Here is a 23,310-nt window from a genome sequence, read left to right on the forward strand (position 1 = left end):
TTTTCGTCTATTAATCCATTTCCTTCAACATTCAAGCTGATAGACTGCGTTTGTTTCAATACAATTCATTCCCACTTACTTCTGCTTCTCAGCCACAATCGACTTATTGATCGTTTCTTCCAAATCACGAAGCGCGGTGTTGATGTCCTTTTTGCCGGTAAGCACATTGTTAAACTCTTTATTAAGCGGCGTCGTTACGGGTACCGTGACTAGCTTCGCATCCCTGGCAGGAGCCGCTTTGACGGGCTTGTTAACATAGAGAGCTTCCGTATGCTTCCCCTTCAATTTAGAAAACTCCTGACCGAACGCTTGTTGAATGGCCGGATTTTTTAAGACCGTAGCCTTGCCCGACTTGCTCGCTTGCATCTGCATTTCATCAGACAACACAAATTCAAGCACCTTGAACGCTTCTTCCTTATGCTTGCTCGCACTGATCAAATAATAAAAACGAGGGTTAATTTGTGCATTCGTTCCGGGAGCTTCCTTCATCGTAGGCAGCGAAACCATATCCCAGCTCGTAAAATCATCCGGAAAGCTCTCCGCAGCAGCCGTAACATCCGCGTGCATAGCAGAAACCCGATCCTTCATAAAGCTGTTTACTTCCTTCACCCGGCTTCTTTCATCCATTGGCGTGTTCATTGGAAAACGGTAAAATCTCGTTAATGCAGTAAAAATCGATTTCCAAGAGTCCGTGTTCACCGCCGACTTGTCTTCACTGGCATGCAGGTATGGCGCTCCAAGCTGATTGTTATCCAGCAAATAAATGAAATTCATTGTCATTCCGCGGTATTGAACCCCGTCTTCATAACGGGTTAGCTTTTGGGCTAACGCATAGGCATCGTCCCACGACATTCCATCCTTAGGGTACGGAATACCGAACTTGTCGAAAATATCTTTATTATAGTAGAGCACAGGGGTATACGCATTGACTGGCAGTCCGTATAATCCCGCTCCATAACTGGCAGAGGCGTTCTTGATGATATCCAGATAAGCCGGATCGATCCGACTCAAGTCCAAATTGGATTGCTTCACCAGTTCCGTCAGATCATACTGAAGATTGAACTTGACCAACTTCTCATTTAATGCCGAAATTCCCTGATAGTAAATGTCCGGGCTGTCTCCGGCAAGCACGAGATCCTGAATCTCTTTACCTTGGTCAGCTCCTTGAAACTCAAAGGAGATGTAAGGATATTTTTGTTTAACCTTCGCTTCCACTTCCGTTCGGAACTTCTGCTCGTAATCTTTGTCCCCGGTATAAAATTTAAGAGTTACCGGATCATGCTTGACTGGAGCGGTTCCAGCAGCTGGATCGCCCTGCTTGCTGCAGGCTGAGATTAGTGTAACGGCGAGAACAGATGACAGTGCGGCCAAGCTTACTTTGATTCCTTTTCCCATACGGGGTCCCTCCCCTTTGCATTTCACTTCATAAACTTCCTTCGCTTGCAAGTTTAAAAAGATCCGCTGTCTGTACAGAAGGAGCATGGTACTGCAAGGTAAACGATATAAGTTGAACTCAAGATTTCCGACTGACACCCGTTCCATACCGAACAGAACTGCCCTGCAGCTTCACAAGCACGAACTACCGCGCTACCTCAACGTAGGGTGTATCCTTGACCTCAAGCTGTTTGCGGTGCAGCTCCTCAGTTAATTGTTTCACGGTATCGGCATAGGCCGGATGATGGTATACGTTGTTCATTTCGTTGGAATCCTTGCGCAGATCGAACAGCTCCCATTCTGGAGGTTTCGGATCGTCTATCGCATCGGTGGCTCCAAGAGCGTCAGCGTAGTAGTAAATCAGCTTGTAATCGTGCGTGCGCAAGCCGTAGTGAGCGTAAACGCCATGCTCGCTTAAATGCATCCAGTACCGATAGTACATGGAGGTACGCCAGCCTTCCGGCGTTTCCCCTTTCATCAAAGGACGCAGGCTTGTGCCCTGCATAAATTCCGGTGTAGATATTCCTGCATAATCAAGGAATGTAGGCGCAAAATCAACGTTAAGAGCCATCGCATCCTGTACGCTGCCCGCTTGAATTTCTTTGGGATAGCGTACGATAAACGGCATACGCAAAGATTCCTCATACATAAACCGCTTATCAAACCATCCATGATCCCCAAGGAAAAAGCCTTGGTCCGACGTATAGATAACGATCGTGTTGTCGGCAATGCCTTCCTCATCCAGCTTATCAAGCAGACGACCTACGTTATCGTCAATGGATGCCACGCAGCGCAAGTAATCCTTGATATAACGCTGGTATTTCCAGCTTTTCAGCTCTCGCTCGCTTAATCCCTCTGGAGGGTCTACCTTTAGATCGCGTTTCTTTAAGTCGCGGTCAATTCTCATAATTGCCGCTTCGGCGGCTGCAGCCCGATTGCTGTAATCGTCGTCGAAGGTTGGAGGCTCCGGTATGTCCACATCTTCGTATAGATGGGCATGCTTCGCATCAGGAATCCATGGGCGATGCGGCGCTTTATGGTGACACATCAGGAAGAATGGACGATCTTTATCCCTACTATCGATCCAATCGATCGATTCATCCGTAATAATGTCGGTAACGTAGCCCTCATACCGCTTCTCCACACCCATTTGAAAAAATTTAGGGTCATGGTAGTCGCCTTGTCCCGGCAATACGTTCCAATAATCAAAGCCGGTCGGATCGCTGTATCCCCCATGTCCGAGGTGCCATTTGCCAATGATCGCCGTCTGGTAACCATCCTGCTGAAGCAGCTTGGCTACGGTCTGCTGGCGGCCGTCGAAATGGTCTCCCAGCGTCTGAACACCGTTCAAATGATTGTATAACCCGGTCAATATCGTAGCCCGGCTCGGAGCGCATATGGCATTAGTGCAAAAGCAATTGTCATAACGCGTCCCCTCGTTAGCAATCCGGTCCAAGTTCGGTGTTTGATTGATACGGCTGCCGTAGCAGCTCATCGCATGTGCGGCATGGTCATCGCTCATGATAAACACGATGTTTGGTCGGTTCATAGCTCATTGTCTCCTTTATAGATTGAACTTTGGTTTAAGCCAGCGCGTAAATCGGCGATATCCATGCACATTGGCCGTTGACCTGCTTAATCTCGACATGATACACGTCACACTCGGATTCGACATTCGTATCCGTCCATGCTTCTTTTACAGTGTAAGCTTGCTCTGGAATCGCACGATGCAGAACGATGGCCTCGGAATTGTAAGGATGTAAATGCTGCGTTCTGTTACCCTCAAGCAGCTCTCCTACGGTAAATGTCATCTCGGCTCCATTCAGTTGTACTCGCAGCTCGGTGTCTACACTACCTTCAATTTCCAATATAAGCGCAGCCGTATGCGGATGAAGCGTCGTCGGATTTTTGAATGTCATGCAGCTCCATTCCACGGATTCGTCCGTTTGACGGATAAGCTCATTGCCAAGTGCGTTCATAGAAGGATCGTCTTTCATCTCTGGCGTTGGAGCCAGAACGCTGCGACCGCGGAAGCAGGTTTCTACGGAAAGAAGCTTACCGTTGCTTAACTCGGCGTTGCCTTGCCACATGAAGCCATTCTTGTTATTGCCCCAGCCCATCTCGACTCTTACTTTGTATTTGCCTGCTGCCTTGGAAGCCTCAGTGCCTGCGCTAGTTAAAGATTCACCATTGATGACTTTCCATGGCTTCAGGTTTTTATAAACGACGATTTTATCAATCTGATCGCAAGCCGTGACCTCCAGCTCCAAATTGCGCTCGCTCGCCTTCACCTCACTGCCCATTGGCTGTCCGTTCATGCTGAACCGGCAGGCGATTTTGTCACCAGTGACGGCATACGTTCTGCGCGCCAGAATGGCTTCCCAAATCGATTCGCGTGTTTTGGAATCCGCCAATACCGCCAATCGTCCGTCTCCGTAAGAGCCTGGGTAGCCGGCGTGGTGATCCGTAGAGCCGACAAAACCAAAACGGTGCTTCCGTTTCAAAGCTTCATACACGCTGCTTCGGGAATCGCGGGGTCCCATGTCGTGGTAGTAAGGATATTGACCTTGGTCTGACATGCCGCTGCCGTGCTTGGAATACACCTCAACAATAGGACTGATGGAACTGTTGTAGCTATCCCAATTCCCCCCACGGTATCCCGGCGTATAGCCAACATGATGCGGAACGGCGATCACTCGGCGTGGTGCAAGCTTCTCCACGATCGCTGCCGGTGATTCTCCCTCTACTAGCGGAAGGTCATCGTCCGGTGATACGAAGTGGTGATCACCGTATTGGCTGGAATGTGCCTCATATCCCTGGAAGGTGACGAACTCACCTGGTACATTGAAGCTTTTGACCGTCTCGCGAACTTGATCCCAATGTCCGCGCAGCTTGGCGAACCCTTCCTTATGAAAATCAACTAAGTATTCCAATCCCTCTGTGCGGGCCGGAATGTCGTACCAAGATGCGTGACCGATAATGGCTACAAAATCAAGCTGCCCCTTGGCAGCAAGCAAAGCATTTTCTAACCCTCCGAATCCGTAGCTGATTCCGCAGTGGTTGTGTAAATCTCCCCAGTATAATGGCATATGTTTGTTCCTCTCCTATTTGTATGGTCGAAGTCATGCTATCTATTTTTTTATTGGGCTATCGTTTAAGCTTGGCGGAAGCGAATGATATGACTGCCTTCCTGTTTGGGATCTTTAGGCGTCAGCACAATTCGCTGCAGCCGATCTCCCCAGGAGTTGCGGAGCTTTTTGTCTTCTATTTGTATACTCTCAACGGAGGCGATAAATTGTTCCGCAGCATATTCCATCTGTAAGGCTTCTTGATCGTTACGACGGAATACAATAAGTCCATTCGCCGTTACTTCCGGTTGGCAGCAAGTCATAAAATTCATTGTAAATTGGCAGGCTTGGGCATCGTCAAATGCATAGCTCTCTTCAAGCTCGATCACAGCGTGTGGAGAACGAGTCAATCGGCAGCACCGGATCCATGAGCGGATTCCCGCTTCAGGCAAGTAAGCGGAAGCAATGTTCATACTCAATTGCGAGCTTTGCCCCGTCACTTCGTACTGTGCTTCTGCAGCACGGTACGTACTACCGTCCTGCTGCATGAAGCCATTAATCGTAGGCAGGTTATGGTAGCCTGACTGCATCGTCCATATTTCGTATCGCTGCGCACTGAACGTTTTGGCGGTGTATTCCTCGACTCCAACATCGATGAGCACCGGCAGTCCGTCCGCATACAAGACAAAGTGCCCGACATCGTTATGGTTGTGACTCTCCAGATTGTGTCCGCCCTTCATGGCTAGGTACAGACCGCGATCCGAAGATTCGGTCTCCCGAGCTGCCATAACCTGAATGCCGTCCATCCACATATCGCGCTGGAACGTGAGCGGTCTGTTCTCGTTCTCAATCATGCTATAATCAAACAGAGCTGGGAGCACCCGGAGGAAAGAAAGAAACTTCATGTTCTTCCAGCCCTCGGTACGCAGCATCTGGTGTACGGCCGTTCCAAGAGCCATCATATTATCGTCACCGATTCGCTTCCCGTAACGATACACGATATCTTCCTCAACAGTAATCCGATGAGGGCCGTCCGCAAAATTAAGAAAATACCTGTCATGTATGTGTACCTTATAAATGTATCGTCCGATATTTTGAATTAACGGCTCGCCATACACGTTCAAAGCACCCTTGGATGCGGTATACAAGAGCTCCAAGCAATCGAACAACGATCCGCCTGCCTTGTTCCAATAGCCAGGACCTTCATCACAGCCTCCATCGGCTGGATGCATCGACAAGAAACGGTCCAAGCTCTGCATCGCCTTACGGACAGCTTGCAATCTCCTGCCTTCATCCTCCTCCGTCAGGAGAAAAGCGTTCAAGCAATTGGATGTACACCAAGGCGTCCAGTTATTTAACCGCTTATCCCGCTCCTTAATTCCCATCCACCAGCAATCGTCACGATCAAGATATGGGTCCAGAATGCGGTGCCGCAGCTCGGCAACGATCCGCCGATCAATAAGAGGATTCATCTGATCCAACGCTGGCTTCAGCAGGTAATGCAGCCAGGCGAACAGATTGCCCGTCTCGGCAGCAAATAAATCGATTCCTGGCTGGGTTTCGGTGTCGGGCAGACCGGGATGCTCATGCTGAAACATCCGATTATGAGCCGAGATGACCCAGCATGATTCTTCGCTGATCTGCCAAATGCCATTGATGAGATCATTCAGAAACCGTCCCTTATTCTCTACGCATTCGGCAAGAGCGAGGCTCGTCACTGCTCTTCTACGGAGATGATACGGCCCATCGTAGCGAGTCCGATTGCCATTATTCAAAAATTCCATATACATCGTCGCAGTAAGTATCGGCCATGAATAATCCAAATACTTTTCACCCTCGGCTATGACAGATAAGCGAAGCTCTTCAGGCAGTGCGTCCCACTCGCTTCTTTGCTCGATATCCGGGAAAGGACGGTAAGCTGCTTTTGTAAGTAAGCATTCTCCCAATTCCTCAGCAGTTAACAGATCACTAAGACTTATCATAATAAAACCTTACTCCTTTCCTTCCGCTTCCACGGTCAGGGGAATGAGACGAATCGTTCCAGATACTTCCGTGAGGTGAAGAACACCTGCCTCTTCTGTTACCTCATGCTGCTCGCGCGCGTCTCCACGCTCTACAATCCAAGCCCCTGCCGTTAGGTCGGCTATGACGTAGTTAAGTGATGCTGAAGCTGCATCTGCAGTCGGTGCCACAGGCACATCCAGCTCCTTATGAAGCCGCAAGCCGCTTTTGCTGAATAATACGACCCAGTCCTTTATCTGCGCTCCAACGAGCGAGTCATTCTCCACTCTATGAGTCGGTAGTGCCTCAGGACCGCCAATATCCTTCATCTGCATAACGTTTAAGAAAACATCTTGTTCGGCAGGCTGACTCGGACTGGCCTCAATGCGCCATGCCCCCTGCTCCTTGGTGCTCGGGAAATCATTGATGTAATTGGTGCCGAACACCCAAAACTCTTTACCCGGCCCGCCTACGGCTGTGATTTCGAGATTATCAGCCACAGGAAGCAGCGTATCGTTGATCAACTGTCCGTTATAACCTTCCTCGCTGCGCGAGATAACGGTACGGCTGCCGTTCACCTGCGGCTCTTCGATACTATGAAGCAGCCAATACTTCTTGAAATCAGGGTTTGCTGATGTGACGCGATCAAACACGATAAGCGCAGCAGGATGGTTCTCATCCTTAAAGTTTAAGAACATGAAAGAGCGTTGGAACTGCTTCATCTTGTTCGAATACGCGGCAGTTATGTCGCCTTTTAAGTAAGAAAAGTCAGGTTGTACCGGATCGGGTCCATAAGCATGCGCCAGTACTTCTCCGCGTTTAAAATCCTTGTTCAACAAATCATCGAGCTTAAGCGGCGGACGTCCCTCATTCGGCCAGCGCTGTCCCCCGTCATTCACATTAGGCCATACAAGGCCACCGTCCTTAACATAGGGATACTGCTTTAGCTCGTCGGGGTCGTACACAAGCACCGTGTTATGGGCAATGGTCCGCTTGAAATAATATTTATTGTGCGGTGAATGGTATTTGCCGGAAGAGCCTTTGTAAATACCAGAGTCGATTGCCAAGTACCCTTTGTAGTACAGCTGGAATGCTCCTGCATCTAAGTGCTGGTGGTTGTTGTACTGATATTCCCCCACGCGCATTTCGGCAACCACGGTAGGCGAGCTCTTATCCATCCCTTCATCCCAGCCGGTTCTCGCAATCATGATTCCGGTCGGAGATCCGAAATAACGGGTAAGCGGTAGCTCCTTGATTGATTTGGGCTGCACCTCCGGGTTGTAGAACAAAAATGCATGGAACACGTACATATCCGGTATGGTTTGATATTCCCGGAACTGTTGATCCATAAAGTAAGGATTATCATAATAGCTGCCTGCCATCATATAAACGAGCGGGAAAAATTGAATGTATTTATCTTCTGCATACAGCGGATTATCGCTATCTCCATCGCGCAGCAGCTTGCCGTCAGGCCTTCTCGTATAAATCCACTGATACCCTACCTCTCCCTGTGAAGGGTCGTAAGGATTGCCCGCTCCCATTCGGTCTAGAATCCATGTGGCATACAGCTCAGCCTGGTAACGATAGGTGCCGTAATTGTCTCCTTGATGATGCCACCCCGAAGGATAAAAGAAATTGCGCGCCGGTGCCATCTCCGCGTAGAATCGTCCTGCCGATTCGTCGTAGATTTCCGGGTCCTCGTCGTAGATGGCAATGCCTGTGCCGATAAGGTCGCGCATCAGCATCCATTCGCTCGTATGACCAACAATCGAGCCCTCCTTCTTAGGAGGGAAGCCGCATTCCAGCATGCCAGCTAACCGTTTGAAGTGACTGATCATAAACTGCCGCTCCGTATCATCGATCAGATCGCGGCACCAGTCATAGACGACGGCCACGGACGACATTAGCCGTCCAATAGCCCGGGAAATATCCTGAAAGTTCGGATTAAACGACTTCGTAATGGTGGTAAGCGCCAAAGCTTTGGCGCGAAGGCCTGCTTCTTGATCCCCATTCAGAACAAACATCAGCGCATTCGCTTCAATGAGGTACGCTTCATCCGGATGATCAGCGGATTGAGCCTGGCTAATGTCCACCTGACTGAACTGCACCAGCCGTTCCCAAACTTGCTTCATTTCCGGCCTGAATCGTTTCTCCCTTAATCCGGGTAAATGTTGGCTCCGCAGCAGCAAGCGTGGGTGTTCTTGCGGCGGTTTTGGATACATGGCTGTCAGCCTCCTCTTCATAACGGTGTTCGATTGCAACTAAAATCTAACGCTAACGCGATGAGCCTGTTGAGAAACCTAAGGAAATTCTGCTGTGAATGGGACTCCGGTGGGGCATCCCCTTCCGGTTACATATCCTGGATTACAGCGATTATTTGGCTTTTTTCATATCGGTCATCGTCTTTTCAGCTTTCTCCTGAATTTCTCTCAGCACCGTATTGACATCCTTGTGGTTGATCGCCATATCCTTGGCCCCGTCACGAATCAACTGCTTGAAAGGAAGATCGTAATCCGTCGGTTTGACAATTGGCGCCTGCTTCGTCTTGAACACAGCCTGCACGTTTTTGCCTTGGAAGCCCTTCAGCTCGGAAGCATAGGTTTTCTTGACCGCATCATTGTTCAATGAGGTCATTCTTCCGGTTTTGTTCATCGTAATCTGCGCCTCATCGGAAACCAGTGTGGAGATGACCTTGAACGCCTCCTCTTGATGCTTGCTCTTTGGCGATAGCATCATCAAATGCAGATCGACGGGCTTGCCAACCCCAGGCCGGTCCTCGAAGCTCGGATAAGTGACCATATCCCAATTGACGGAACTCCCTTGCTGCGCCATGTCCTCGATCGTGCCAACGACTCCGTCTCCCCAAACCGGGTACATCGCCAACAGCCTATCCTTGAAGAAACCATTGGACGTGTACATGAACTTGTTTTTCTCGCCGATAAAGCCTGGAATCTCATACATCGCCTTCAGCTTGGAAAAGGCCGCTTTATAGCCCGGCGTATTAATCTCCGGCTTCTCTTCCTTCTCATCGACATAAGGAAGCGAATACTGCCTTGTGACATTCTCAGGATAATCAGGATCAATGCCGATATACTGGATGCCATCTTCCTTGCGCGTCAGCTGCTTGGCTACAGCAATCGCTTGATCCCATGTCAGACCATCCTGCGGATAAGGGACTCCGAATTTGTCGAAAATGTCTTTGTTGTACAGCATCAGCCCGTAATTCATAGAGAACGGGACAGCGTACACCTCGCCTTTATCGCCGAACTGCTTAATCGCGCCCATGCCTACCGGATCGAAACGGTTAAAATCCAAATTGTTTTTCTTCGCCAATTCATTCAGATCCATCCCTAGCCCAAGCTTGTTAAACATGCCGATGTACACATTGCTGGTCAAAATCAGATCAGGCAGGTTACCAGAAGCAATAATTTGCTCCGGCGTGTCCTTATCCCCATTTCGGGAAACGAGCTGCATTGAAATATTCGGATACTTCTTCTGAACCGGCTCAACAAAAAACTTCTGGAATTCCGATTCCTGAATGCCCGAGCTGTAGCTGTACACGACAAGCTTGACAGGCTCATTGGATTCGGACTTTACGGGTGCTTCCCCCGCCTCTTCCTTGGCGCATCCGGACAAAGCCACCGACAAACAGAGCAAACCTGGCAGAACTAAACCTTTTTTCATCTCCAAAAAACCCCCTATTCACTCATGAAAAGTGTGTAAAGATGAGTCCATCGCAAAATCGGTATAGTCGAACTGTCGTTAAGGCAATTTCCACTGGGAAAGCGGCACATAGTCATGGCCTGCCGAAGGAACCACCTCTCCAGCCGCAAGTGGGATGAGTTCCACGGCCATCCTCACATTTGTTGCTCCATCCAGCTTGATAGCCAGCTTACGGATTCCATTGTTCGCCGTTTGTCCTTTCGGATTTAGCGATTCAGGGAGCGGCTTGGCATCCATGACCTGAAACTTAGCTTGTGTCAGCTGTGGCGCATCTTTTGGAAAAGTCATTGTCACCCAGAGCCGTTTGCCATTCTGGCTTAACAGTGCGGATTTGCCGTCTTCAGCCACTTGTATCGAAGCTTTCGTGTTCATAAACCACCAGACCGTGGACGGCTGCTTGGTCTGAATTTCATCCTCGATAAGAAGCCCTTTGCGATCGATAAACTGAATGCCTCGCTTCACAGCGTCGGCATTTCTGGAGTATGCCGGCTGCATATCCGCAATGGCTAAAGCCCCTTGTGGCTTCGATTCAAAACTCGTTATCCGGTTCATGGAAACATGATCCTGTTGAAATTGCTTATCCGGATTAATGACCAGCGTGTTATGTCCTTCCGGCTTCAGCCGATAATAGGTGTAGCGTTCCTTGTCGTATTCAAAATAGCCTTTTAAATTGTAATCTTCCTTGCCAGGGTCGATTGCCCACTGCTCGCCATTCGCGTGGAACACGAATTCGCCGATATCAGAGTGGGAGTGGCTAGCTATAGCCGTTCCTGCTTTGAAACCTACATAAGCCGCTGTTGGATCGTTCCATTTGCTGCGCATAATAACCAGTTCTGCGTCGCGATAATATTGATCGGTTGGAAGTGTCATTTTCATGTCACGGAACGATGGATCGTACCAGAGCAGATCGTACACTCCGCCAGCCTGCTTCGCATCTTCCATCATGGCAAGCCGCTGTCCGGCCAGCATAGGATCATTGGTCGCTTTCGCTAACCAGAATAGCTCGGGAATTTTCATCTTGCCGCTGTCGCTGTCCGCAAAATTAAATGTTCCTTGCGGTCCGGTAGCATAGACCGGAAAATACGCTGTTTTGTGTAATGCCGGCGTCTGCGCGTGTCCATAAGTTGTCCCCAGGGAGGTCTGCATAGCTGCCATGTAGCTGACCGTATATTCCATCATGTATCGCCAGTAGCCCGGTCCCTCGCTCCAGCCACCGTCCGGCTCCCAGTGGCTCAATATAATCTTTTGCACCGATTGCAGTGAACGGACAATGATCTCTCCTGCAAGTGCCTTCTCCTGTTCTTCGTCACCGATAGCAAGTGCTCCCACAATGATGCCGCCGTTGCAGACGGCGCTCCAGTTGTTAACCGGATCGGTTCTTACACTCCACCAAACCTGCTTATTGTGGGCGTCCAGAGCTTTTTGCAGCCCTTTCTCCACCATGGCTTTACGGATTGAATCCCTCTGTTCTTGCGTCAGGTAGTCATAGAGCCAATCGTAGCCGATCCCCATCCCTGCTGTAATTTCAGCTGTGTTAAGAAATTCTTTCTTATCATTCCAATCTGGAAAAGCGACCATCGCCATCATTTCCTGAACCGCCCGCTTCGCGTATTTCTCATCTCCGCTAAGCTGGTACATCATCGCATTTTGCTCGATGATCGGTCTGGCGTCTCTGGCCGACAGCATCCTGCGTCCGTCCGGCGTTTCATACGCCCCGACTGGCTTCGTCAGAGTCTTGTCGGTCGCTCTTTGCAAGTCTCCGTACCATTTGCGCAGCTGCGGATCGGTCTTGACCGCATCCTTCAGCTTGGCAAAGGTGTCCGCCGTTGCGAACAGCCTCGGGTGTCGCTGCTTCGGGTTGTTTTTTTGCAAGTCCGCGATGATCCCTTCGGCCGTTGGAGGCCCGCCGGTGTAAGGCGCGAATGCTTGCGACGAAGATCTCGGCAGCACGGCTTGCGTACTTGTTCCCTCCTTCTCCGTCGGAGACGGGGCGGCGTTATCGCCGGTACAAGCAGACAAAACGGTCAGGCACATCACCAGCAGCAAAATGAAAATAGATTGGGTCAGTTTGAGAAACGGCATCTTTTTTCCTCCAGGGCTTGCTTGGTGTTATCTATTAAGGATGAACCACTTGTTTACCAAAATAGATCCGTTTGTCCGCGCAGCTTAGCTAATGCCTCGACGAAATAGTAGTCGCCGTAGATCAAGCCGACATCGATATTTTTGTTGGCAGGCCAATGGCCGGTGCCGTGAGGCAGAATCGCTTCGTCGCTCGTATCCCAAATCGCATAATGGTCCACCATCGATTTGAGGATACGCTTCGCCGAAGTCTCATAAAGCCGCCCTTCCTCGGCAGGTAACGAGTCCGCCAACAGCAGCAAGCCGCTTGCTGCAATAGCTGCCGCCGATGAGTCTCTTGGAGCGCCTTCCTGCGTAGTCAGACGGAAGTCCCAATAAGGCACTAAATCCTCAGGAAGATTAGCCAGGAAGAAATGTGCTACCTTTTTGCTCGCCTGCAAATAAACATCGTTCTTCGTATAGTGGTAGCATAGAGCCAAACCGTATAGCGCCCAAGTTGTTCCTCTCGCCCATGCCGATTCAGGTGCAAAGCCCTGTCCGCCCAATGCTCCGACACGTTCCCCTGTTTCCGGATCAAACTCTACGATGTGATAGACAGAGCCATCTGCACGGATAAATTCACCCATCACCATATGAGCATGGGCCTCGGCAATGTGCTTGAACCTTGGATCCCTGGTTTCTTCCGATGCCCAGAAGAGCAGGCTTAAATTCATCATGCAGTCGATGATAGCCCAACCGGTATTTCCGTTCGCGCTCTCCCAATTGCTCTGGTTCCAGGCACGGATGAAATTGCCTTTGAGGTTGAAGCGTCCGGCCAGCCAGGCTGCCACCTTCAACGCACGGAGCTTCGACTCTTCGCTGCCTGTCAATTTATAGTTAGCTACCGAGGTCAAGCTCCACATAAAGCCGACATCATGATGCAATCTCGTGTATTCGTCGATGCATACGTCCATTTTGCGCTCGCATTGCTCGGCAAGCTGCTTCAGCTCTTCATTATTCGTATCACGGTATAAAAGCCACAGCAGCCCCGGCCAGAAGCCGGAGGTCCAGCCTTGCGGATCCGTGCAGTCGTATTTCCCCTCTTTGGAAACGTGCGGGAATCCAGCTCCAATCGTCTTGCTTGTTTGACCTACCTTGGCTACAACCTTGCTCCATGCTTCATCAATCCACAAATCGTATGTACCAGCTGACATTGTCTTCTCTCCTTTAAGTTTCAACTCATCATAGTTTCAGAAAAATGCATTGGGTTCCATTCTTATGTTTTAAACTCTGAGTAATCAGCAAGGAATCTTTCGTACACACTCTCTGACATTTCAAGCAGATCATTGGTCTCTTGCATATACCGTCTCAAGCACTCCAGCATGCTCTCGATCCGGCTACCGTGCTCTTCTGATTGAAAAGCCAAGTTGTTCATTTCCTGCGGATCATTCACAACATCATACAGCTCGATGAAGCTTTCATCCTTGAACATATCAACGATGAGCTTATAGTTGCCTTCCATAACACAGCGCTGAAAATTGCTGCGCGCTCCATTCCCGTCAAACTGAATGAAAATGCGATCCCGATCCAGCTTCTCCCGATCCCCTCTAATTAACGGCATTAAGGATAATCCCGATACCCCTTGAGGTGTCTCGACACCGAGATAGTCACATAATGTCGGAAGGACATCTATGCTGCTGACCAGCTCATCCGTGCGCTTCAACGCCGGAGTAAACCCTGTCGGAAATTTGAAATACAACGGCGTTTTAACCGATTCCTCGTACATACACATCTTTTGCCACAATCTGTGGGAGCCCAACATCTCACCGTGATCACTTGCGAACAAGATGAGTGTATTATCGTATAGTCCTTGCTGCTTCAGCTCGGCAATCAGTTGTCCTACGCAATGGTCCAGCAGCGCAACCAGACCTAGATAGACCTTCCAGATTCTCTGCCATTCCTCCCGCGTATAGGGGGTTCCCAATACTCCAGTCAAATTATACAGCTGCAGCGGAGATTGATTATCCGCCCACACACCGACATTGTCGGGCAAATCCACATCCTGAATCATGGAGTACCACGGCTCGGGAATATCAAGCGGAGGGTGAGGGGCTAGAAACATCGCATTCAGCGCGAACGGCTTGCTGCGGTCTCTATTGCGAATCGCCTCCAAGGAATCGTTAAGAATGAAACCGTCATAGAAGAAATCCAAGTCCTCATCATATCGACCCACCGTTGGAGTCGAGTACTTGCGCTTCCTCGTTATTTTTCCGTAGGCAAGCTCTGGCACAAGCCCTTGGAATGCCGGTCCGCCCGGCTTTTTCTTGCCGTTCTTCTTAAGAAAAGCTTCATAACGCTGCTCCAGCTGAAGCCAGTGCGTCTTGCTGTCGTCACGATGTTCGAGCTTCGGCTCGGTGAACAGATGCTGCTTACCGGTATGCCAGCTGTCCCACTGCTGCTCGAGCAGCTCATACCAATGGGTATGCTCAGCTCGAACCATACCATGCTGCTTCTCCTGCTCCGTCCATGGATTGATGAGAGAGCCTGTAACATTCGGGTATTTCCCCGTGAAAAAAGCCCCGCGAGCCGGTACGCAAAGCGGAGATGCGCAGTAAGCGCGATCGAATACGACACTCTCCGCCTTCAGCTGATTCATGTTGGGAGTGTGCTCTCCAAACGCATCCCACCGCAGCTGATCCGCCATAATAATGACTACATTCGGTTTATCGCTCAATCTTGTACACCTCCTGATTCCGAATCTGCTCTCCCGTCGCCACCTTGATATACGATGCGGATCCGTCCGAGTATTGCCTGACTCTGCCAATGCAGAACGCCGCCCTCTTCTGTTACTTCCTCCGACACAATATGATGCCACTCCATACCCTCGGCTCCAATTCGCTCCTGTTCCACTCTCCATTGGCCTGCCGCAAGGTCGGTTACGATGTAATTCAAGCTGGCCCCACCGTCGGGTGCTCCATCAGAAATGTCCGGAAGCACCGTATCCTTCTGCAAACGCAGCCCACTTTTCGAGAACAACGCGACCCAATCCTTTATCTTGACGCCGATCAAGGTTTCTCCATCCATTCTCTCCGTTGACAATGCCTCAGGACCGTCTATATCCTTCATCTGCATAACATTTAAGAATAAGTCCTCTTCCGCCGGTACTCGCGGGCTAACTTCAATTCGCCATTCACCCTGCTCCTTCGTACCCGGAAAATCATTCACATAATTGGTTCCAAACACCCAATATTCCTTGCCCGGACCTCCTACCTTCTCAATCTCCTGATTGTCCCTTGCAGGCAGCAGCGTATCGTTGATCAGTTGGCCGTTATAGCCGTCCTCGCTGCGGGAAATGGTAGTTCGGCTTCCTTCAATCTGTGGCTCCTCAATGCTGTGCAGCAGCCAATATTTCTTGAAGTCCGGGTTCGCCGACGCAACGCGGTCAAAAACGATCAATGCTGCCGGATGCTCCGTTTCGTTAAAATTCAAAAAGAGGAACGAACGCTGGAACTGCTTCATTTTGTTCGAATAGGCTGCGGTTATGTCCCCTTTCAGATAAGAGTAGCTAGGTTTGATCGGGTCAGGACCTATTGCATGAGCGAGCACGTCGGCTCGTTTGAAATCCTTGTTCATCAGGTCATCCAGCGTAAGAGGTGGACGCCCTTCATTAGGCCAACGCTGCCCTCCATCATTCACATTAGGCCATACAAGACCGCCGTCCTTGACGTACGGGTACTGCTTCAGTTCGTCCGGATCGTATACAAGCATCGTGTTATGAGCGATTGTTCTTTTAAAATAGTACTTGTTATGCGGAGAATGGTACTTCCCTGATGAGCCTTTATACGAGCCCGAATCGATAGCCAGATTGCCTTTGTAATAAATTTGGAACGCTCCTGCGTCCAGATGCTGATGGTTGTTATATTGGTACATGCCCACCTTCATCTCGGCCACCACCACATTGGAGTCCATTCCAGTATCCCAACCTGTACGTGCTACCATCACCCCTGTCGGAGCTCCGAAATACCGGGTCAACGGAAGCTCGTCAAGCGCCTTTGCTTCTACACTCGGATCGGCGAACAGGAAAGCGAATAACACATCCTTATCCTGCAGCCTCCCTTCATCCACCTGCTTTTGGGCTATGAAATAAGGGTCCTTGTAATAACCGCCCAGAATCCAATAAATGAAATGCAGCCTCGTATACTTCGTTTGCTTCAGCATGACCGGAGTCGTATCCCCATCGCGCAGCAGCTTGCCGTCCGGACGGCGCGTATAGATCCACTGATAGCCGACGTCACGCTGCGAAGCATCATATATATTGCCAAAGCCCATTCGATCAAACATCCATGTAGGGAACAGCTCCCCTTGAAACCTCACGCCCCCGTAACCGTCCCCTTGATGATGCCAGCCCGAAGGGTAAAAGAAATTGCGAGCCGGAACCATCTGATGCAGCACCCGGCCCGCAGCCAAATCATACATTTCCGGATCTTCGTCATAAATGGCAATGCCTGTGCCCAACATATCGCGCTGAATCATCCACTCACAGCTGTGACCGACAAAAGCACCTTCTTTTAGAGGTGGATATCCGCACTCAAGCAGACCCGCCAGCCGTTTGAAATGCCCTATAAAAAAGACCCGTTCTTCATCTGTTACAAGATCGTAGCACCAATCGTAAACAATGGCCCCAGCCAGCATGAGACGGCCGATCTCTCTCGAAATGTCTTGGAAATTAGGATTGAAGTTCTTGGTGATGCTGCTGATTGCCAAAGTCTTGGCTTTGATACCAGCTTCTTGATCACCTTGTAACACATACAGCAATGCATTAGCTTCAATAACGTATACATCCCCGGGACAATGCTCAGAGTTCGCTTCCTCGATGCTGTAGCTGCTGTACTTGAGAAGCCGTTCCCACTCTTGCTTCAGCTCAGGTCTTGTCATTTTATCTCGTAGCTCCGGCAGGTGCTCCTTGCGTAAAAATAACCGTGGATGCTCCGACGGCGGCGTTAATTCTGGTTTAGGAAACATGGCTACTGTCCTCCTATCGCTATTCCAATTCTGGTTCAATCTCATCAGTCCCATTTTGCCATCAAGCATAATCAAACTGCTGTCGGTTGCTCATTTGGCACCGAACCATCCTACGATTGATGCCACCAATTGTAAACGTTATCAATTATATTATATGTATAGTATGTTTCTAGCTGCTTAACTTCTCCTCCTGATCATACGTCCGAGTGCAACTTATGTCAATAACTAAACTTAGATTAGATAAAATAATAAAAATATGCGGTATAATGATCAAAATCATCATCATTTACGTCTAATTCTTTATATTAGTTTACCGAGCTCCATTGCTAACTCGCGATAATTTTGATATGGTTACATTAGCAATATTTTGAGATCGAAATGAATTGCGAGGGAAAGCTTATGGATAACATTCGCAAAATCTGGGATCAAAAGGGAAGTAAAACAGCGATCCTTCAGATGCTGAGAGTGCACGGCCCGATGTCCCGTATTGAGTTGACTCAATTAACCGATCTGAGCCGAGCAACGATCTCAGTGACGATTAATGAACTGATTGAACTAGGACTAGTGCATGAAACTGTACTGCGCCAATCTACAGGGGGAAGACCGGCTACCAATTTGGAGCTTGTCCCCTATTCCCATATGATATTGGGGGCCGATTTGAACCATCAGACATGGACGCTTGGCGCTTTCGACCTGTTGGGCAACACCATCGAGAAGAAGCGGATCTCGTTCAGCCCGCTTACCCCAGAAGCGGCAGTGCAAGCCTTGGTACATGAAATTCCTGACTTTATTAAAAAAATAGACAAAAGTCCGATCCCTTTACTGGGCGTCGGCGTACCAGGCCTAGTCGATACGCATAACGGTTTGCTGCGCAGCTCCGCCGTGATGGGATGGCAGCAGGTCGAGCTGGGAGCCATGCTGGAAAAAGCGCTTGGCTGGCCTACCGTTGTCCTTAACCGCAGTCGAGCTCGCGGTTTGTCCGAATGCCGCTACGGTGCGGGAAAAGATTATCGGCACATGATCTATATCGGGATCGATTCCGGTATTGGAGCCGGTATCTACGTCCATAGAGAATTAATCCACGGAGCTTTGGGAGGCGCAGGTGAAATTGGTCATACGACGGTCGATGTCGATGGTCCGTTATGTCCTTGTGGCAACAACGGTTGTCTGCAGATGATGTCTGCCGCTCCTGCCATGGAGCTGGAAGCCCGCAAGCTGCTCCGGATGGGAACCCCTTCTTCGCTCCATATGCAGCCGGGCTTTGACCTGCAAATGCTCAAAGCCGAGGATATTTGCCAAGCAGCCGAGCAAGGAGACGAGCTTGCCGTTCAAGTCGTCCATAACGCCGCTGCCTATCTGGGCATTACAATGGCCAATTTGGTCAATCTGCTCAATCCCGAAGCCATCATTTTGGGCGGCTCCATTCCTAAAGACTGTCCATCGTATGTGCAAAAAGCCGTTAAAGTGATGAGACAGCGCGCTATGGGCCAGCTATCCGCCTCTACGGTCGTCCATATCGGTCAGTTCAAGGAAATTGGCGGTGCACTGGGCGCGGCTAATATGGCACTAGACCGTCATATGTCGTTCTCTCATTTTTCCCAGCAGTCCAGCATGGTTAAATAAAAGCTTGGCTTGGAGGCTGCGCAAAAAACTATAGCAAAGCAAAAGGAGGCGCTCGTAACTGAGCGCCTCCTTTTGTTTATTAATGCGGTTGAGTATTTACCTCCAGCAGCCAAATTCGCCCCTGCATATCGATCCCGTAGTCGAAGCCGAGCATATCAATACCCGGAAACGCACGGACCAGCATCTCCATACTCTGATAAGATAGCCTGTTCATTTCATGCTTCTTGGCAATCGCAGATACGGACAACGAGCGCCGAAGGGCATCGTTAGCCCGCAGAAGCGTTCCGCCGCGGCAAATGTTCGTCACGAACAATCCCGGCTTAGCCAGCTTGCCAACAATCGCCTTGGTGAACCATTTCCCATGCCTCCGCAGCAGCTTCACCCGATAATCTACCGGTCGCCCGGAAATACGTGCCAATACAATGCCTCGCTGTACCAGATAAACCCTTCTATGACGAATGCGCTCGACAATAGCCAGCATAGTCCCAAAGCTCACTTTGCGTATTATCTTCTCACGATGATGAACCGTGTAGCCTGATCCATGCTTATAAATGAGAACAACTCCATGCCCCCCAGTACCAATGCAGGGCTTCATAACAACTCGTCCGTATTGATTCAGCATGCGCGCCAGCACGGATCTGTTATATAGTTGTGTTTCGGGAATATGACGCGCAACATCGCGATGCTTTCGCAGTACATTTGTTTTTAGCCATTTGTTCGGAACCAATCTTGACACCGCCGGATCCCTCCTTGTACTGGCAAAATCCATTCACTAGTACAATATTCATCAGGGCCAGACAACTCCTGTACCTTTGTCCGGTCATGATGTTTATGGGAGAGACAGCGGTATCTTCATCCTACTGACCAAATAGGGCATATACAATGCTTCTCAAACTAAGGCTTCGAGGCTATTATTTTAATCTCACGTTGCCCTCGGAAGACTGTCATATGCAGCGCTTCTCCGCGCCCAACGGTTTCATAGACGGCCAACAAATCCTCCACGCAATCTATCTCTTTTCCATTCAGCTCCAATATGACATCAGCCGCCTGCATTCCAGCCTCCAATTGCCAGCTGCCCCAATACATCGATTCAAGCAAGACACCGGTCTCCTCATGAAGACCTGCAGCGGACACTTCGCCTAGTCCGACTACGTTTTTTACCAGGCACTTGCCCCATTTCACCCGTTTAGGATCTCTTCCCGACTCCTCCGTTTTCTCGGCATAGGCAGGAAGCTTGGGAGAGCGGGCTTTTTGCTGCAAATCCGGACTTTGAACCCCAAAGTGCTTCATGTCAAAATTAACAAAACCAACCTTTAGCGCATCTGAATGCACTTGTACCCGATAATCTCCCTCCATCGGATCGATAAACCGTGCATCCCCTTGGATGGAATGCCGGTCTCTGCTGCTCTGCTGTTGAAGCACAAGCGCAGGCCCCGCTTCTTCATGCCCTTGTATATGAAGGAAATTACCATCGCATTCCGCGCCCCAAGGCTGAGGGACTCGAATCGGGGCATATTCCGCAAAAACAATATTGTGCCGGAATATATCCTGGCTCCCCCTATACCAAACATGCGGATGAAAGGAATTGTTGACCATAATGTTGTTCTCGCAAATGCGGTAGAAGCCTTCTCTTAATTTAATTCCTCCGGATAAGCATAGGTTGTTGTAAATGTGGTAGTGACTCGATCCGTCATCCAGGTCGATATCCCAGCCGTTATCGCAGCGCCATCTGTTATTACGAATCACAATAGGCTTCACCACATCAAGCATGGGGAGCTGACTTCTCTCACCGCTCTGGCCGGTTTCATCCGCTTCATTTAACGTATTCAAATCGATATCCGTCAGGCCCCAATAGCGGTCTCGTCCCCAGGAATTGAAAGCCCCATGGTCCCCTGTCTCCAGCACCGTGTCGAACACATCACAATGCTCGATGAGATGGCCGCCCCAGGTTCCTTCGGAAATGTTGATTCCGGCGCGAGGCGCATCATAAATCGTACAATGGCGGACCGTAATATCCATTGCCATCGATATTTGCACAGGAGCCGATTGCTTCTCTACGGTACCGCAGCGAGTAATAAGACAATCCTCAACCAAACAGTCTGCAGGGTATGCATTCGTAAGCGGACCTAGTGTAAGGTCCAGGTTGTTCTGGCTCTGGCGCTGCTCATACTCGAACAGCGGACTTCGAACTGCTTCCGCAGAGCCTACAAAGGTGACCCCGCTAGCTCCAATTTCATGCAAGTAGCAGCCCGTAACCTTCAAGCACCGGTTATAGCCATCTACAAAAATCGCGTTGCCGCCAAGTCCTAAAAAGTTGCAATTCTCGAATAAGCACTGCTCGCTGCCTCTGACAGCTACAGCACCGCCTCGATAAATCGTCCAATCGCTCCTTAGGAGCGGTTCCCGGTTATCCATAAACGTTCGGGAAGCGTGGCGAAACGTGAAGCCCCGCATATGAACATGCCGCACAGGTGTACGCTCACTGCCTGCCAGCTCGACCAAGCAAGGCAACAGGACCGCTTCAACGCAAGCATTAGCCATATCCGTATCCAAGTCAGGATAGACGTACAGCAGACTTTGCTGTGCATCCCAGTACCATTCCCGTGGAGCATCAAGCTCCTCAAATATATGCTCCACATAACGGTATGTGTCATGCATGCCTTTTTGCCGATTATTTTGCCAGCCGCCCTCGTAAATAAGCTGCCCCTGCTCGTCCTTACCTGCCATACGGTAATGGTGATCCCCCCACAAATGCTTGTGCATGACGTGAAGGTATCCCCCTTCGGGATTTGCCCAACGGCTTACCCTTTCGGGACTAATACAATCCGCGGCAAAGCCGTTAAAAATACGAACGTCCGGAGTAGCATTCGGGTAGCGTGCCATATCCCACCTTTCCCCGTTTACGAATAATTGATCCGTCGCCATTCCTTGCGGGACCCTAGCTTTCAAAATGCTTCCTTCATGAACCTCCCAATCCAGCTCCAACCGGATTCCACCGCTTAGGATCACTTCGCTTCCTATCGCTTCATACACGACAGGCGCCTCGGCCGTACCCGAATCTTCAGACGTAAATACCAACGGGTCCGCCAAATAATACGTTCCCTTCTGTACATATACTTTTACCGCAGCTCCTCCAAGGGAAGCTGATCTTGCAGCCCGCTGCGCCCTTGCCAAGGTGGCGTATGGGGCTTCCTTCGCGCCGGTCGCATGGTCATTACCTAATTCTGCTGCTACGTAAATTTCAACAACATCCGGTTTCATTCGCCTATTCCTCCTCTTTCCGCTTGGCCTTCATCCCTACATTCTAAGTCACGATGTACCCGAGTAGGAATACACAATGCACCGCCAAGTATGCACAATACTCCGATGGCCGCCTGTAGGCTCTAACCACCATGCTTCAGCCTGTGCTATACTTTGGACATCTAATGCAGAATCTTCTCTATGTAAAAAGCGAGGATGATCATGAACTCTAAGGAACGTGACTGGTTAAGCTCCTATTTGCAAAAGCTTCAACTAGAGATACTTACAGTAGGCTATAATCGGGTCAAGCCTCAGTGGAAAAATTGGAACGTAGCTCCACCATTTTGCTGCCTCTATTTCATTGAGGAAGGTGAAGGATGGTTCAAAATCAAGGGCCGAGAAACCCATGCTCGATCTGGCGACATCGTGCTGCTGCCGGCAGGCGTTATTCATTCTTACTCAACCTCTGCGGATAAGCCTTATGTTAAGTATTGGTGCCACTTTCAGGCAAAGGTGGGCGAGATGCATCTGTTTCATCTGCTTAACATGCCAAACCGCTTTCCTATGATTGAGCCCGAACGCTTCAGAGACCGATTCCGGGATTTATTGAACGCCTATCGAAGCGTCCATCCATTAGCCCCTCTTCAAGCCAAATCGGCTTTGACGGATATCGTGACCATGCTATTCCATGTGTGCTTGCCCGATCAAGTGCAGCCCGCATCGAACCCTTCTTTGGACAAACATAATGAAATTATCCGTTATATTGAAGATCATCTATCGGATGAGCTGACTGTCGAGCAGCTGGCGAAGATCGTCAATTACAGCCCGAACTATTTCATCCAATTTTTCAAAACGATGCAGGGTTTATCTCCGATTCAATACATTAATAACAGCCGTATCGAAAAAGCGAAGCGTCTTCTCTTAACCACCGATATGAGCCAAGCTCAGATTGCGTCCGAGCTCGGGATGGAGCCGCATTATTTTTCCCGGATGTTCAAGCGTCACGAGCAATTCTCGCCCCAGCATTACCGCAATATGATGAAGGAGAGAGAAATGAGATGCATCTCCCCCGAGGTCTTTTGACGATGAAAAGCCACCCTTTCAGAAGATTTTCTTCTCAAAGGATGGCTTTTCGCTGTCA

The 23,310-nt window shown here is 49.8% G+C and carries 14 protein-coding genes; 2 read left to right on the forward strand and 12 right to left on the reverse strand.

Going from position 1 to position 23,310, the window contains the following annotated elements; all coding sequences use genetic code 11:
• Positions 1-75 precede the first annotated feature (75 nt).
• The 10 genes from BP97_RS0116835 to hepB (BP97_RS36630) form a co-directional block, all read right to left on the reverse strand.
• Entirely contained in the window at positions 76-1,395 is a 1,320-nt protein-coding gene (locus tag BP97_RS0116835; protein WP_028550140.1) for an ABC transporter substrate-binding protein, read from the reverse strand.
• 184 nt (positions 1,396-1,579) lie between these two features.
• The gene (locus BP97_RS0116840) at positions 1,580-2,983 is read right to left on the reverse strand and encodes a sulfatase family protein (protein WP_028550141.1); all 1,404 of its coding nucleotides are present in this window, start codon (positions 2,981-2,983) and stop codon (positions 1,580-1,582) included.
• A 34-nt stretch (positions 2,984-3,017) separates the two neighbouring features.
• On the reverse strand, positions 3,018-4,523 hold the full coding sequence (locus tag BP97_RS0116845; RefSeq protein WP_028550142.1) for a PHP domain-containing protein: 1,506 nt from the start codon (positions 4,521-4,523) through the stop codon (positions 3,018-3,020).
• Positions 4,524-4,588: 65 nt separating this feature from the next.
• The gene (locus BP97_RS36620; protein ID WP_051620666.1) at positions 4,589-6,484 is read right to left on the reverse strand and encodes a heparinase II/III domain-containing protein; all 1,896 of its coding nucleotides are present in this window, start codon (positions 6,482-6,484) and stop codon (positions 4,589-4,591) included.
• Between the two features lie 9 nt (positions 6,485-6,493).
• Positions 6,494-8,725, reverse strand: coding sequence for a heparin/heparin-sulfate lyase HepB (gene hepB / locus BP97_RS36625; protein ID WP_051620667.1), 2,232 nt, complete (start codon positions 8,723-8,725; stop codon positions 6,494-6,496).
• Between the two features lie 151 nt (positions 8,726-8,876).
• On the reverse strand, positions 8,877-10,187 hold the full coding sequence (locus BP97_RS0116860; RefSeq protein ID WP_028550143.1) for an ABC transporter substrate-binding protein: 1,311 nt from the start codon (positions 10,185-10,187) through the stop codon (positions 8,877-8,879).
• A 78-nt stretch (positions 10,188-10,265) separates the two neighbouring features.
• Positions 10,266-12,308, reverse strand: coding sequence for a heparinase II/III domain-containing protein (locus tag BP97_RS0116865; protein WP_028550144.1), 2,043 nt, complete (start codon positions 12,306-12,308; stop codon positions 10,266-10,268).
• 53 nt (positions 12,309-12,361) lie between these two features.
• Positions 12,362-13,498, reverse strand: a complete 1,137-nt coding sequence (locus tag BP97_RS0116870; RefSeq protein ID WP_028550145.1) for a glycoside hydrolase family 88 protein — start codon at positions 13,496-13,498, stop codon at positions 12,362-12,364.
• A gap of 62 nt (positions 13,499-13,560) precedes the next feature.
• Positions 13,561-15,018 (reverse strand): sulfatase family protein, encoded by a 1,458-nt coding sequence (locus BP97_RS0116875; protein WP_036746051.1) that lies wholly within the window; start codon positions 15,016-15,018, stop codon positions 13,561-13,563.
• Complete coding sequence (hepB, locus tag BP97_RS36630; protein ID WP_051620668.1) at positions 15,015-17,306, reverse strand: heparin/heparin-sulfate lyase HepB; 2,292 nt, start codon at positions 17,304-17,306, stop codon at positions 15,015-15,017. Before hepB (BP97_RS36630) ends, BP97_RS0116875 begins: the two co-directional genes overlap by 4 nt.
• 399 nt (positions 17,307-17,705) lie before the next feature.
• Here hepB (BP97_RS36630) and BP97_RS0116885 point away from each other — a divergent pair, with 399 nt between their 5' ends.
• Positions 17,706-18,929, forward strand: a complete 1,224-nt coding sequence (locus tag BP97_RS0116885; RefSeq protein WP_028550147.1) for an ROK family transcriptional regulator — start codon at positions 17,706-17,708, stop codon at positions 18,927-18,929.
• A gap of 79 nt (positions 18,930-19,008) precedes the next feature.
• Here BP97_RS0116885 and BP97_RS0116890 read toward each other — a convergent pair whose 3' ends face one another.
• Positions 19,009-19,665: a YheC/YheD family protein gene (locus BP97_RS0116890; RefSeq protein ID WP_028550148.1), complete on the reverse strand. Its 657-nt coding sequence runs from the start codon at positions 19,663-19,665 to the stop codon at positions 19,009-19,011.
• A gap of 158 nt (positions 19,666-19,823) precedes the next feature.
• On the reverse strand, positions 19,824-22,190 hold the full coding sequence (locus BP97_RS36635; protein ID WP_036746053.1) for a PDZ domain-containing protein: 2,367 nt from the start codon (positions 22,188-22,190) through the stop codon (positions 19,824-19,826).
• A gap of 201 nt (positions 22,191-22,391) precedes the next feature.
• Between BP97_RS36635 and BP97_RS0116900 the strand changes: the two genes are divergently transcribed.
• Positions 22,392-23,252: an AraC family transcriptional regulator gene (locus tag BP97_RS0116900; protein ID WP_028550149.1), complete on the forward strand. Its 861-nt coding sequence runs from the start codon at positions 22,392-22,394 to the stop codon at positions 23,250-23,252.
• Positions 23,253-23,310: the final 58 nt, after the last annotated feature.

This window comes from Paenibacillus sp. UNC451MF, assembly GCF_000686845.1.
Lineage (GTDB): Bacteria > Bacillota > Bacilli > Paenibacillales > NBRC-103111 > Paenibacillus_S.